This window comes from Pseudonocardia sp. DR1-2 (genome assembly GCF_023717215.1).
Classification (GTDB): domain Bacteria; phylum Actinomycetota; class Actinomycetes; order Mycobacteriales; family Pseudonocardiaceae; genus Pseudonocardia; species Pseudonocardia alni.
The window spans coordinates 174,179-187,240 of sequence record NZ_JAMQOF010000002.1 but is presented as its reverse complement, the minus strand read 5'-3'; the positions used below and the strand labels follow the sequence as shown (position 1 = coordinate 187,240).

Here is a 13,062-nt window from a genome sequence, read left to right as displayed (position 1 = left end):
CTAGGGCGTACCGGTCCCGCCCGCCCACCGCCCGTCCCCCTCCGCGGCGCCGGCCGGGTCGTCGCGCGGTCCGGCCCCGGGGCCGCGGCTCCCGTCCCAGGTCTCGGCCGCGGCCAGCGCCAGGCCGAACAGCCCCGCCCGGGCCTCGCGGGCACTGGTCCAGCCACGGTGCTCCCACTCCGGCCCGGCGAGCGAGTCCGCGGCGAGGAACACCTGGCCGTAGCCGACCCCGATCCGGCGCGCGGCCGCGACCAGCGCGGACGCCTCCATGTCGACCACCGCGCAGCCCTCGTCGCGGCGCCGCGCGACCCGCGCCGGGGTCTCCCGGAACACGGCGTCGGTGGTCCAGCACCGTCCGACGACGTGCGGCACCCCGGCGCCGTCGAGCACCCGGACCACCGCGTCGACGCCGTCCGGGTCGGCGTCGATCGTCCGCGACGGCGGCTGGTAGTGGAACGAGGTGCCCTCGTCGCGCAGCGCGCTGCCCAGGACGACGGCGTGCCCCAGCGTCAGCTCGTGCCGCAGCGCCCCGGCCCCACCGACCCCGACGACGGTGCGGACGCCCAGCGCCGCGAGGTGCTCCAGGAACATCGCCGCCAGCGGCGCGCCGACGCCGGGGTGCAGCACCGCGACCGGTGTCCCGCCGGGCCCGGTCGTGCGCCACACCGGGCTGCGGCCGAGCTCGCTGCGCAGCACGGTCACCGTCTCGGAGCGGGTCCCGAGGTCCTCGACGACCTCGGGGAACCAGCACAGCACCGCCGCGGCCGGCATGTCCGGGCGGAGCGGGGTGATCGCCGACGCCCGGATCACGCCCTCGGCGTCCAGGTCGTCCTCGTGCAGGGGGAGGTCCATCGTCGACGATCATCCCCCGCGCACCCGGTCGGGTGTAACACCGCAGGTGGGCGGGGTGACCCTCTCGCCCGGCGTCCCGGGGACGACGGCGCGCAGTATCGTCGGCCACGGATGCCCAGGATCCGGGCCGATCGGAGGGTGGCACAGGCATGGCCGGAGACTTCCGCGGCCCGCCCCCCGCGGGCGGGCGTCCGCCGCAGGGCGAGCCGCCGCGCGGCGGCCGTCCCGCGCGGCCCGGCAGCCCCGGCTGGACGAACCAGCCCCGCAACCCGCTTCCCGGACACGGTGGCCGTCCGCTCCCGCCGCCGTCCCCGCCGCAGCAGCCGCCCGGGACCCCGCCGTCGCGCGGGGGCCGCGGACCGCTGCGCAAGCCGCCGCCCGGCCGGGCCGCCGGGGCGCCGCCACCGACCCGGGCCGCCGCGCCGCCGCGTGGTCCGGTCATGCCGCGTCCCGCCGGTGCCGGTTCCGGAGCCGGGGGAGCGGGGGCCGGGGTGCATCCCGCGTCGCAGGCCCCCCGCGACGGCCGGGTCACCCGCGGCCCGTCGATGCCGGACTGGCGCCGCGTCCGCCGTGCCACCCGCGGGCGCTGGAAGGCCGTGCTGATCCTGCTGCTGGTCGCGTTCGTCGGGTTCGGCGTCTACCTCGACCAGAACATGACCCGGGTGCAGGCACTGCCCGCGGACTCCCAGGCGTCGTCGTCGGGGACGAACTACCTGATCGTGGGCTCGGACAGCCGCGAGGGCCTCTCCGCCGAGGACGAGGAACGGCTCGCCACCGGCGACGCGGCGGGCCAGCGCACCGACACGATCATGCTGCTGCACACGGGCAGCTCCGGCAGCGTGCTCGTCTCCATCCCGCGCGACTCGTACCTCCCGATCCCCGGGAGGGGCAGCAACAAGGTGAACGCGGCGTTCGCGTTCGGCGGCCCGGAGCTGCTCGTCGAGACCGTCGAGGCCGCGACCGGCCTGCGCATCGACCACTACGTCGAGGTCGGCTTCGGCGGGTTCGTCGGCGCGGTCGACGCGGTCGGGGGAGTGGACATGTGCGTCCCCCGCGCCATCGACGACCCGAAGGCGGGCCTCGACATCCAGGCGGGCTGCCAGGAGCTCGACGGCACGACCGCGCTCGGCTACGTCCGCACCCGCGCGACGCCCGGCTCGGACTTCGACCGCGTCCAGCGCCAGCGCGAGTTCCTCTCCGCGCTGCTCGGCAAGGCCACCAGCCCGCTCACGCTGATCAACCCGTTCCGGATGGTCCCGCTGGCGTCCGCGGTGACCGGCACGATCACCGTCGACGACTCCGACCACATCTGGAACCTCGCCGGCCTGGCCTGGGGGATGAAGGGCGTCTCCGGCGGCGACGGCGTGCAGACGACCGTCCCGATCGGGGGCAGCGCGGGCGGGTCGAACCTGCGCTGGGACCGCACCCGGGCCCAGGCGCTGTTCGGCGCCCTGCAGAACGACCAGGCGCCGCCGGAGTCCAGCTTCGGCCCCTGAGGGCGCCGGTCAGGCGGTCTTCTTCGTCGACCGCCGACGTGTGGTGGCCGGCTTCGCGGGCTTCGCGTCGTCGGTGCCGGTCCCGGCGTCCTTCTCCTCGGTCTTCTTCGTCCGGGAGGACGACCGCCGGGCCGGGGTCTTCTTCTCCGCCGAACCGGACCCCGACCCGGAGTCCGACTTCGTCGACCGGGCCGCGTCCACACTGGCCTGCAGCGCCGACAGCAGGTCGCTCATCGAGTCCCCGCCGTCGTCGGCGGCCTCCGCGGCGGGCGCCGGGCGGGCGTCGCCGTCGGAGCGCTTCGCCTCGATGAGGTCGGCCATCGCGTCGCGGTACTCGTCGTGGAACTCCGACGGGTCGAAGTCCGCGCCCATGCTCTCGACCAGCGACGACGCCATCTTCAGTTCCTGCGGCTTGAGGTCGACCTCGTTGTCGAGGATGTCGAACTCCGGCTCGCGGATCTCGTCCTGCCAGATGAGGGTCTGGAGCACGATCGCCTTGCCGCGCACCCGCAGCAGCGCGAGGGTCTCGCGCTGGCGCAGCGCCACCTTCACCACGGCGGTGCGGTCGGTCTCCTCGAGTGCCTCGCGCAGCAGCGCGTAGGGCTTGGCGGCCTTGGTCTCCGGCTCGAGGTAGTAGCTCTTGTCGAACAGCATCGGGTCGATCTGGTCGTTCGGCACGAACTCGATGACGTCGATCTCGTGCCCCGTCCGCACGGGCAGCGACGCGAGGTCGGAGTCGTCGAGGGTGATCAGCTCGCCGTCGGGGGTCTCGAAGCCCTTCACGATGTCGGCGTAGGTGACCTCCTCGCCGCACACCTCGCAGGTCCGCTTGTAGCGGATGCGGCCGCCGTCCTCACCGTGCACCTGGTGGAACCGGACGTCGTGGTTGGACGTCGCCGAATAGACCTTGATCGGCACGCTGACCAGCCCGAAGGACACGGCCCCGCTCCAGATCGCGCGCATGCGGTTCCCCCTCGCGTGCCGTCCGAAGTGACAGCATGACGGTGTGCAGCCCATGCTCGCCACCCCCGGACCCCTGCCGACCGGGGCCGGCTGGTCGTTCGAGGTCAAGTGGGACGGCATGCGCGTGCTGGCCGAGGTCACCGACGGCGGTGGCGAGCCGGCTCTGCGCCTGCGTACCCGTTCCGGCCGCGATGTCACCGCGAACTTCCCCGAACTCGCCGGTCTGGTGGACCTGGCCCCCGACGTGCTCCTCGACGGCGAGGTGGTGCTGCTCGACGGTGGTGTCCCCAGCTTCGCCGCGCTCGCCCACCGGATCCACGGCCCCGCGGGCGGCCGCCCGGTCACCTTCATGGTGTTCGACGTGCTGCGCCTGTACGGGGTGCCGCTGCTCGACCGCCCGCTGGCCGAGCGCCGGGCCACCCTGGAACGGCTCGACCTGTCCGCGACCCCGCACGTCGAGACCTCGCCGCTCTACCCGGACGGGGCCGCACTGCTGGAGGTGACGGCGTCGCGGGGGCTGGAGGGCGTCGTCGCCAAGCGGGCGGACTCGCGGTACCGGCCGGGCCGGCGCAGCCCGGACTGGGTGAAGGTCGCCCACCGGCACTCGCAGTCCTGTGTGGTGGGCGGCTGGAGACCCGAGAGGTCCGGTGGTGCGGGACGGATCGGGGCGCTGCTGCTCGGCGTCCCCGGGCCGGACGGGCTGGAGTTCGCCGGCCGGGTCGGATCCGGGCTGGCCGGGGCGGCGGTGCAGGAGCTGCTCACCGCCCGGCTGACCGGGGCACCGGCGTCGCCGTTCGCGCGGGTCCTGCCCCGGGTCGACGCCGCGGGCGCACGCTGGTGCTCCCCGACGGTCGTCGCCGAGGTCGCCCACCTCGGGTGGACGGCGGCCGGCCGGCTGCGGCAGCCGGTCTTCCGCGGGATCCGCGACGACGTCGACGCCGCCGACGTCCGCCGGGAGCCCCGCTGAGGACGGCTGATCATCACCCGTTCGCGTGGTCCGCGCGGCGATGTGGTTCGGTGTGCCCGACATCGACGACCCGGAGGTGACGCGCGTGGCGGTCATGCTGACCTGGCGGTCCGACCCCGAGACCGACGGCGCCGCGGGCATGGAGTCGGCGCGCATCACGACCAACGGCGGCGGGTTCCGTGCCGTCGGCCGGATCATCCGCGGCGGGGAGGGCGGGGTGCTCACCGCGTCCTACCGGCTCGTCGTCGCCGGCGACGGGACGCTGTCGCGGCTCGCCGTCGACGTCGCCACCGCCGAGGGGGAGCAGCAGCTCACGCTGTCGCGCAGCACCGACGGCGTCTGGCTGGTCGACGACGGCTCCGGCGGCAGCCGCGGCCACTTCGGCGGCGCCCGCGACGTCGACCTCGCCTTCAGCCCGGTGTTCAACGCGCTCCCGGTCCGGCGCCTCGCCCTGCACCGTGAGCCCGCCGAGCACGTGCTGCCGATGCTGTTCGTCGACCTCCCGACACTGACCGTGGAGAACACCGAGCAGACCTACCGCACGGTGACGGCCGGGTCGCCCGGCACGCCCGCGGTCGTCGGCTTCGCCGCGGGTTCGTTCGCCGCCGACATGACCGTCGACGACGACGGCTTCGTCCTCGACTACCCCGGCATCGCGTCCCGGGTGACGCTCTAGCGCTTCACCGGCTCGACGACGTCGCCGCGGCGGCCGAGCTCGCGCAGCTCGGCGAACACGTCCGGTGCGCCGAGGTCGACCGGCACCTCCAGCGGCTCGCGGGTCGAGGCCCACCGCATCCGCGCCTCGTGCCCGGAGCGCACGGTCGCGGCCAGCCCACCGGTGGAGGCCAGCGCCCCGCGCATCGCGCCGAGCCTGCCCAGGGCGTCGTCGACGGCGGCGAGCAGCGCGCCCCGGTTGCCCTCGCACATCGCCAGGACCAGCTCGGGGCGGGTCCCGGCGACCCGGGTGCCGTCGGCGAACGAGCTCGCGGAGAGGGCGAGGGCGAGGTCGTCGCCCTGCTCACCGGCGCCGACGGAGGCGAGCACCGCGGCGAACAGGTGCGGCAGGTGCGAGATCCGGGCGACGGCGACGTCGTGCTCGTCGACGGCCGCGGGCACCACCCGGGACCCGCAGTCCCAGGCCAGCTCGGCGACGTCGCGCCACACCTCGACGTCGAGGCCGTCGTCGGCGGCGACCACCCAGGCGGCGCCGGCGAACAGGTCCGCGGATCCGGCGGGCCAGCCGGACTCGGCGGTGCCGGCCATCGGGTGCCCGCCGACGAACCGGGTGCGCGGTGCGAACTGGGCGACCGCGTCGGCGACCGGCACCTTCACGCTCACCGCGTCGGTGAGCCGGCAGGTGGGGGCGACCGCGTCGACGCGGCGCAGCACCGCCTCCAGCGCGGTCAGCGGGACGCACACGACGACCAGCGCGTCGGCCTCGGCGGCCCGGGCAAGCGCGGCGTCGGTGTCGGTGGTGACGTCGAACCCGTCGGCGACGGCGGCAGCCGCGGTGGGCTCGGACGCGGCGGTGCCCCACACCTCACGCCCGGCGCGGGCCGCGGCCCGCATCAGCGACCCGCCGATCAGTCCGGTCCCCAGCACGCACACCGCTCGCATGCGTCACGAGGGTAGAGACCGCGGTTCCCGGCCCCGCGCGGACTCCGCTCGTCGCACCGCCCGACCCGGTGATCACCGGTTGTGGAGCGCAGAGGCACGGACAGCGCACTCCGGACCCCACAACCGGTGATCATGGTCCGGCGAGCAGCGCGGCCCCGCGGGGGGAGAGCCGGTAGCCGACCTCCAGGCTCTCGGTCAGGCCCAGCTCCTTGAGCGCGCGGACGTCGCGCTTGAACGCCGGGGTGTCCCGCCCGGCCCGCTCCGCGAGCTCGGCGGCCCGTACCCCGGGCAGCTCGGCGACCAGCCGCAGCGTCGGCCGGGTCCAGGGCCCCCGGCGCGACCGGCGGTCCATCCGGTCCAGGGCCGCGACGACGTCGTCGAGGTCCCCGGTCGCGTCCCGCAGCGACTCCCGCGGGTCGGCCCCGGCGAAGCGCAGCCCGATGCGGAACACCGGGTCGGACCGCGTTCCGCGGAACGCGCGGCGCACCCGGTCGGCGGAGGGCTCGCCCGCGGCGCGGGCGTCGTCGTCGGTGATGCGGTCCGGGTCCACCTCGTCGACGGCGACGACCTCGACCACCCCGGCGGCGGTGCGCAGCGTCGAGCCCACGGCCACCCGCGACCGTGCCCAGCGGCGGTACACGCGGTCGACCTCGCCCGCGGCGACCCCGCGCGCCACCGCCACCGGGAGGATCACCGCAACGCCCTCTCCAGCGCCCGCGCCAGCCCCAGCAGCACGTCCTCACCGACGGTGACCCCCACCAGCTGCACCCCCGCGGGCAGCCCCGGCACCGGGACCGGCAGCGCGACGACGGGCCGGTCGAGCAGGTTGAACGGCGAGGTCAGCTGCAGCATCGACGGCAGCACCGGCACCCCGTCGTGCTCGGTCGCGCCGATCGGCGTGGCACGCAGCCGGGTGGTGGCGCAGAGCAGCACGTCGCAGGAGGCCCCGAGCCGGTCGAGCAGGGCGCGCCCGACCCGGCGGCGCTCGCGCCGGGCGTCGACGTACAGGTGCGCCGGCGCCTCCGCGTGCGGGGCGAGCCGGGCGGCCGTCGCGGGCTGGTACTCGTCGCGGCGCTCGGCGAACCAGCGCCGGTGGGTCGCGTAGGCCTCCGCGCCGGTGATCACCGGGTAGGTGGCGGCGAGCTCGGCCACGCCGGGGGTGTCCTGGGCGGCGACGGGTGCGCCGAGCGCGGTGAGCGCGTCCGCCGCGGCCCGGACGGCGTCGGCGATCGCCGGGTCGTGCGGACGCCACCAGTCGTCGTCGGCGACGCCGATCCGGGGCAGCACCGCCGCGGCCGACGCGCCGGGCTCCCCGAGCGCGGTGCGTGCGACGGCGAGCGAGGCGGCGTCGGCGGCCAGCAGCCCGACCGTGTCGAACGACTCGGCCAGCGGGAACACCCGCTCGCCCGGGATGGCACCGCGCCGCGGCTTCAGCCCGGCGACGCCGCACAGCGCGGCCGGGGTCCGCACGCTCGCCCCGGTGTCGGTCCCGACGGCCAGCGCGAGGTGCCCGGCGGCGACGGCCGCGGCGGACCCGGACGACGAGCCGCCCGTGATCCGGGCCGGGTCGTGCGGGTTGCGGGCCGCGCCGGTGGCGGCGACGTCGCCGGTGGGGCCGTAGGCGAACTCGTGGGTGTGGAGCTTCGCGACGACCACGGCCCCCGCGGCCCGCAGCATCGTCACCACCGGTGCGTCGGCGGTCGCGGGAGCGGCGTCGGCCAGCAGCCGCGAGCCGCACCGGGTCGGCAGCCCGGTGACGTCGACCAGGTCCTTGATCCCGACGGCGACGCCGTGCAGCGGGCCCAGCCGTCGTCCCGCGGCGGACAGCGCGGTCAGCTCGGCGGCGCGCTCGCGGGCGCGGTCGGCGTCGAGGGCGACCACGCAGTTCGTGGTGTCGGACCCGAGCCGGGACAGCACGTCGTCGACGTGTTCGGAGGGGGAGAGCTCCCCGGAGTCGAGGGCCCGCAACAGATCGGGGAGCGGCAGCACGCGCTCAGCGTGCCGTCGCTCCCCGACTCCGACAACCGGTGGTCAGCGCGCGGCGGACATCGTCGCCGCGATCTCGCGCGCCTCCTCCGCCGACCCCGCCGACGGCTGCGAGTCCCGCAGCGGCCGGTTCGCCGTCTCGGGGAGGAACAGCAGCGTCACGACGCCGATGACCCCCGCCGCGATCAGATAGTACCCGGGCCACAGCAGGTCGCCCGTGGACAGGACGAGCGCCGACATCACCAGCGACACGGTCCCGGCGAACGCCGACACGAAGATGTTGAACGCGATCGACAGTCCGCCGTAGCGGATCTGTGTCGGGAACAGCGCGGGCAGCGTCGACGGCCCGGTGGCCGAGAAGCAGATCAGCAGCAGCCCCATGACCAGCAGGCCGAGGAACACCGCGGGCACCGACCCGTTCTGCATCAGCAGGATCATCGGGATCCCGAGCACGATCAGCCCGCCCGCACCGACCCACATGATCGGCTTGCGCCCGGTGCGGTCGGAGAGCCGCCCGAGCAGCGGGATGATGAACACCGCCAGCCACAGCACCGCGATCTGCAGCCACGACGACGTCGTGGAGTCGATCGAGGTGCCGCCGTGCTGGTCGACCGTGGTCTCCAGGTAGGTCGGCATGTAGCTGGTCAACATGTAGTTCGTGACGTTCCAGGCGACGACGACGCCACCGACCATGACGAAGGTCGGCAGGTACTTCGTGAAGATCAGCTTGAGACCGTCCTTCACCTGGGTGCCCTCGCGCTCCTCGGACTCCGAGAGCAGGGTCTGGAAGGCCGGGGTCTCCTCCAGCTTGACCCGCAGATACACCCCGACGATGCCCAGCGGCAGCGCGACGAAGAACGGGATCCGCCAGCCCCAGCTCGACATGGACTCGGGGCTGAGGACCAGCGGCAGCACCGAGGCGATGGTGGCGCCGAGCGCGTAGCCGACGAACGTGCCGAGCTCCAGGAAGCTGCCGAAGTACCCGCGACGACGGTCGGGGGCGTACTCGGCGATGAAGGTCATGGCGCCGGCGTACTCACCGCCGGTGGAGAAGCCCTGCAGGACGCGGGCGGCGACGAGCAGGATCGGCGCGGCCAGCCCGATCGAGGCGTAGGACGGGATGAGGCCGATCAGGAACGTGCCCAGCGCCATCAGGATGACCGTGATCGACAGGACCTTGGTCCGGCCGATGCGGTCGCCCAGCGGACCGAAGAACAGCCCGCCCAGCGGACGGAAGAAGAACGCGATCGCGAACGTCGCGAACACCGCTACCTGGGACAGCGGCCCGGGTGGGAAGAATTCGGCCTCGATGGTCGTGGCCAGATAACCGTAGACACCGAAGTCGAACCATTCGGTGATATTGCCGACCGCGGCCGCCGCAACAGCGCGCCGCATGGTCGCGGGATCGGTGACGGTGACGCCGTCGACCGTCCCCTCTGCTGTGTCGTCCACGCGTTCCCCCTGGCGACAGTGCACGCCACGGATGAAGCTTTCGTCGGGAAACTGTCAATCCGTGTCGTTCTGTCCGTTTCGTTGAATAGTTCTCCCCGACGTTAACGAGACGTCGCCCCCGGTGCCGGATGAGGCACCGATGTGTCTGTGAGCGGAGTCATTCGATTCGGTGGTTCCGCAGGCGGGACAGCGCTTTTCCGACGTGGGACCGTGGTCGGCGGGCGCAGGTAGCGCCCGTGGGACTCGCAAGCGTCGCGACTCCGCCCGGGTCATCCGGACCCGGTCACCGGACCCGGCGCGTGCCCGTGTGAGGAGGAGCCGTCATGGCTGTGTCGAACGCCGTCTTCCTGTCGATCATCGCGAGCACGGGGGTGGGCCTGGCGGTCACCTCCGCGCTGGCCGCCTACGCCCAGCGCACCTGGAAGGGCTACGGCCGCGTGGCCCCGGCCGAGCAGGTCGAGGAGACCGTCTGAGCGTCCGCGTCCGCGTTCACGGCGCCGCGTCCCCGTCCGGGGGTGCGGCGCCGTCGCGCGTTCAGCCCGTCGCGGCCAGGGCGAGTCCCGCGTACACGGCGACCCCCGCCGGGAACGCGGCCTCGTCGAACACCACCCGGTTCGAGTGGTTCGGCGGGGCGAGGGCCGGGTCGACCGACGGCGGCCGGGCCCCCAGGAACGCCAGCGAGCCCGGCACCCGGTCCAGCACGTAGGAGAAGTCCTCCGACCCCATCAGCGGGTCCGGCATCGCCACGCAGGCGCCGCGGCCGAGCACCTTCTCCGCGACGCGCACCAGCCCGGCGGTCGCGCGGTCGTCGTTGCGGGTGACGGGGTAGCCCGGGACGATCTCGGCCTCGGCCGTGCAGCCGTAGGCCAGCGCGGTGTGCCGGCAGTGCTCGGTGACCGCCCGGTGCAGCAGCGTGCGCACCGGCTGCGACAACGTCCGCAGTGTCCCGGTCAGCTCCGCGGTCTCCGGGATGACGTTGTCGGTGGTGCCCGCCTCGATCCGGGACACCGTGAGGACCGCGGACTCCTGCGGCCCGACCCGGCGGGTCAGCAGGGTCTGCAGGCCGCCGACCATCGCCGCGGCGGCCGGGACCGGGTCGCAGGCGTCCTGCGGGGCCGAGGCGTGCCCGCCGCGGCCGGTCACCCGGACCCGCAGCACGTCCGCGGCCGCCATGATCGGGCCCGGCCGGTGGTGGAGCTGCCCCGTCGGCACCGTCGAGGTGATGTGCAGGGCGTAGGCCAGCTCGGGGTCCTCGTCCAGCACGCCCTCGTCGATCATGTGCCGGGCGCCGTGGAACCCCTCCTCGCCCGGCTGGAACATGAACACCACCCGGCCGGCGATCCGGTCCCGCCGGTCCGCGAGCAGGCGCGCGGCCGAGGCGAGCATGGCGGTGTGGGTGTCGTGCCCGCAGGCGTGCATGACGCCGTCGGTGCCCGAGGCGAAGTCCAGTCCGCTGTCCTCGGGCAGCGGCAGCGCGTCCATGTCGCCCCGCAGGAGCACCGTCGGCCCGGGACGGTCGCCGTCGAGGACGGCGGTCACCGAGGTGCAGGACCCGCCCGTGCGGATCCGCAGCGGCAGCCCGTCGAGGGCCCGCAGGACCGCGTCCCGGGTGCGGGGCAGGTGCAGTCCGAGCTCCGGTGCCCGGTGCAGCTCCCGGCGCAGCGCGACCGTCCGCGGCTGCAGGACGCGCGCGGCCTCGAGCAGGCCGCCGGGGAGCCCCGCGACCGAGGCGGGCGTGATGGGCATGGACCGATCGTCGCTGACCGGAGCCCGTCCGGCGCCCGCGGGCCCGGTGTGACCACGCGTACCTGGTCGTGGCGTGACTCACAGCCCCGGAGCGACGTACCGTTGGTGCGTGGCCACACAGAGCGTCGAGGCAGCCCCGGACACCCGGGGCGCCGCCCTGCCCGGATTCGCGGTCGCCGCGATCCGGGAGGAGGGCCGTTGGCGCTGTGTCCGGCTGGACTCCGAAGCGCTCGTGGACCTCGACGCGGCGATCACCGCGTTGCGCGCGCAGCGCTCCACCGGTGCGGTGCTCGGCCTCCTCGACGTCGACGACGAGTTCTTCGTCCTCCTCCGCCCGTCCGCGGGCGGGGTGCGGCTGCTGATCTCCGACGCCGTCGCCGCGCTGGACTACGACATCGCGGCGGACGTGCTCGACCTGCTCCGCGTCGAGCTCCCCCCGGACGACGACGCCCTCGACGACGCCTGGCCGGAGGGCGACCTCGGCATCCTGGCCGACCTCGGCCTGCCCGCCGACGAGCTGGAGATCCTCGTCTCCGACCTCGAGCTGTACCCCGACGAGCAGCTGGACACCATCGCCCGCCGCTGCGGGTTCGCCGCCGCGCTGGACGAGCTCGTCGGCTCCTGAGTTGTTCCGCCCGGCCGATCGGCTCGCGCTGGGCCGTGCCCTCGACGTCGCGCGCGACGCCGAGGCGACCGGGGACGTCCCGATCGGCGCGGTCGTGTTCGCCGCCGACGGCACCGAGCTCGCCGCGGCCTGCAACGCCCGTGAGGCCACCGGTGACCCGACCGCGCACGCCGAGGTGCTCGCCCTGCGCGCCGCCGCGGCCGTCGTGGGGGAGTGGCGGCTGACCGGGACGACCCTCGCCGTCACCGTCGAACCGTGCACGATGTGCGCCGGCGCGATCGGGCTGGCCCGGGTCGAGCGCGTCGTGTTCGGGGCGTGGGAGCCCAAGACCGGTGCCGCGGGCTCGCTGTGGGACGTGCTGCGCGACCGGCGGCTCGCGCACCGGCCCGAGGTCGTCGGCGGGGTCCGCGCAGGTGAGGCGGCCGCCCTGATGCGCGAGTTCTTCGGCCGGACCCCGTGCGCCGACCGCGACTGAGCTTCTTGTAGCCTTGTCGGCGGTAGCGTGTCCGAGCGGCCGAAGGAGCGCGCCTCGAAAGCGCGTGAGGTTCACGCCTCCGTGGGTTCAAATCCCACCGCTACCGCTGGTCAGAGGGCCGGATCCCCGAGTCGGGGATCCGGCCCTCTGTCGTCGGGCCGATGAGTCCACGGCCGCCGGGTGGTCCCCAGGAGCAGCCGACCATCCGCGCGACGCCCGGGAGGACCACCGTGACCGAGGTCTGGAAGCTCGTCCACTCCGAGCGCGCGGCGCTCGTCGCCGACCTGCGGGACGTGTCCGGCGACCGGTGGGACACCCCGTCGCTCTGTCCCGGGTGGACCGTCCACGACGTGCTGGCCCACCTCGTCGACACCGCCCGGACGACCCGGGGCCGTTTCGTCGTCGGCATGCTGCGGGCGCGCATGGACTTCGACCGGCAGAACGAGCACGGGATCGCCCGCGCACGCGGTGCGACGCCGGAGGAGACCCTGCGCCGGTTCGCGGAGTGCGTGCCGATGACCGCCACACCGCCGGCCCCGCTCGCGACCCGGCTGGTCGAGATGGTCGTGCACGGGGAGGACGTCCGTCGACCGCTCGGGATCGTCCGGACCTACGCCCCCGCGGCGGTGGCCGGCGCGCTCGCGCTGCAGGTCCGGACCTCCACCTCGTTCGGGGGTGCCCGCGAGACCGTCGCCGGCCTCCGCCTCTCGGCCACCGACACCGGCCTGGTGGTCGGCAGCGGCCCCGAGGTGCGGGGGACCGCGCTGGCCCTGCTCCTCGCGGTCTCGGGCCGACCGCCGGGGGACGACGCGCTCACCGGTCCCGGGGCGGAGGCACTCGCGCGGGCGGAGTGAGCGCGTCCCGTCTCCGACCGTGGTCCGAC

At 75.0% G+C, this 13,062-nt stretch carries 14 protein-coding genes and 1 tRNA gene; 8 read left to right on the top strand and 7 right to left on the bottom strand.

The features are described from left to right. Nucleotides 1–852, bottom strand: a complete 852-nt coding sequence (locus tag ND486_RS05625; RefSeq protein WP_251783128.1) for a nucleoside phosphorylase — start codon at nt 850–852, stop codon at nt 1–3. 149 nt (nt 853–1,001) lie between these two features. Between ND486_RS05625 and ND486_RS05620 the strand changes: the two genes are divergently transcribed. After that, on the top strand, nt 1,002–2,348 hold the full coding sequence (locus tag ND486_RS05620) for an LCP family protein (protein WP_251783127.1): 1,347 nt from the start codon (nt 1,002–1,004) through the stop codon (nt 2,346–2,348). Between the two features lie 9 nt (nt 2,349–2,357). Here the strand turns inward: ND486_RS05620 and ND486_RS05615 are convergent, their stop codons facing one another. Further along, nucleotides 2,358–3,311, bottom strand: a complete 954-nt coding sequence (locus ND486_RS05615; protein WP_251783126.1) for a Ku protein — start codon at nt 3,309–3,311, stop codon at nt 2,358–2,360. A 52-nt stretch (nt 3,312–3,363) separates the two neighbouring features. Here ND486_RS05615 and ligD point away from each other — a divergent pair, with 52 nt between their 5' ends. Together ligD and ND486_RS05605 are read left to right on the top strand one after the other, a co-directional pair. Next, nucleotides 3,364–4,278 (top strand): non-homologous end-joining DNA ligase, encoded by a 915-nt coding sequence (gene ligD, locus ND486_RS05610; protein ID WP_251783681.1) that lies wholly within the window; start codon nt 3,364–3,366, stop codon nt 4,276–4,278. Nucleotides 4,279–4,330: 52 nt separating this feature from the next. Then, on the top strand, nt 4,331–4,954 hold the full coding sequence (locus tag ND486_RS05605; protein WP_251783125.1) for a putative glycolipid-binding domain-containing protein: 624 nt from the start codon (nt 4,331–4,333) through the stop codon (nt 4,952–4,954). Here the strand turns inward: ND486_RS05605 and ND486_RS05600 are convergent. The 4 genes from ND486_RS05600 to ND486_RS05585 all read right to left on the bottom strand — a co-directional run bounded on the left by ND486_RS05600 (nt 4,951) and on the right by ND486_RS05585 (nt 9,276). Continuing rightward, nucleotides 4,951–5,895 carry a prephenate dehydrogenase gene (locus ND486_RS05600; protein ID WP_208826053.1) on the bottom strand — a complete coding sequence of 315 codons (945 nt, stop codon included), beginning with the start codon at nt 5,893–5,895 and terminating at the stop codon, nt 4,951–4,953. The two genes, ND486_RS05605 and ND486_RS05600, sit on opposite strands and share 4 nt — an antisense overlap. Nucleotides 5,896–6,025: 130 nt before the next feature. Next, nucleotides 6,026–6,589 (bottom strand): hypothetical protein, encoded by a 564-nt coding sequence (locus ND486_RS05595; protein WP_073575728.1) that lies wholly within the window; start codon nt 6,587–6,589, stop codon nt 6,026–6,028. Beyond that, nucleotides 6,586–7,884 carry an amidase gene (locus tag ND486_RS05590; protein WP_251783124.1) on the bottom strand — a complete coding sequence of 433 codons (1,299 nt, stop codon included), beginning with the start codon at nt 7,882–7,884 and terminating at the stop codon, nt 6,586–6,588. Before ND486_RS05590 ends, ND486_RS05595 begins: the two co-directional genes overlap by 4 nt. Nucleotides 7,885–7,926: 42 nt before the next feature. Then, a complete protein-coding gene (locus tag ND486_RS05585; RefSeq protein ID WP_251783679.1) occupies nt 7,927–9,276 on the bottom strand; it encodes an MFS transporter in 1,350 nt (449 codons plus the stop codon). A 380-nt stretch (nt 9,277–9,656) separates the two neighbouring features. Between ND486_RS05585 and ND486_RS05580 the strand changes: the two genes are divergently transcribed. Continuing rightward, complete coding sequence (locus ND486_RS05580; RefSeq protein ID WP_157818417.1) at nt 9,657–9,806, top strand: hypothetical protein; 150 nt, start codon at nt 9,657–9,659, stop codon at nt 9,804–9,806. Nucleotides 9,807–9,867: 61 nt separating this feature from the next. On the opposite strand, the gene ND486_RS05575 is transcribed toward ND486_RS05580, so the two are convergent. Further along, on the bottom strand, nt 9,868–11,079 hold the full coding sequence (locus ND486_RS05575; protein WP_178373168.1) for a M20 family metallopeptidase: 1,212 nt from the start codon (nt 11,077–11,079) through the stop codon (nt 9,868–9,870). 109 nt (nt 11,080–11,188) lie between these two features. Here ND486_RS05575 and ND486_RS05570 point away from each other — a divergent pair, with 109 nt between their 5' ends. The 4 genes from ND486_RS05570 to ND486_RS05555 all read left to right on the top strand — a co-directional run bounded on the left by ND486_RS05570 (nt 11,189) and on the right by ND486_RS05555 (nt 13,033). Then, nucleotides 11,189–11,704, top strand: coding sequence for a tRNA adenosine deaminase-associated protein (locus ND486_RS05570; protein ID WP_174525539.1), 516 nt, complete (start codon nt 11,189–11,191; stop codon nt 11,702–11,704). Nucleotide 11,705: 1 nt separating this feature from the next. After that, nucleotides 11,706–12,179 (top strand): nucleoside deaminase, encoded by a 474-nt coding sequence (locus ND486_RS05565; RefSeq protein WP_208826060.1) that lies wholly within the window; start codon nt 11,706–11,708, stop codon nt 12,177–12,179. Between the two features lie 21 nt (nt 12,180–12,200). Continuing rightward, a tRNA-Ser gene (locus tag ND486_RS05560) sits at nt 12,201–12,285 on the top strand. A gap of 124 nt (nt 12,286–12,409) precedes the next feature. Beyond that, nucleotides 12,410–13,033, top strand: coding sequence for a maleylpyruvate isomerase family mycothiol-dependent enzyme (locus tag ND486_RS05555; protein ID WP_251783123.1), 624 nt, complete (start codon nt 12,410–12,412; stop codon nt 13,031–13,033). The last annotated feature ends 29 nt before the right edge of the window (nt 13,034–13,062 follow it).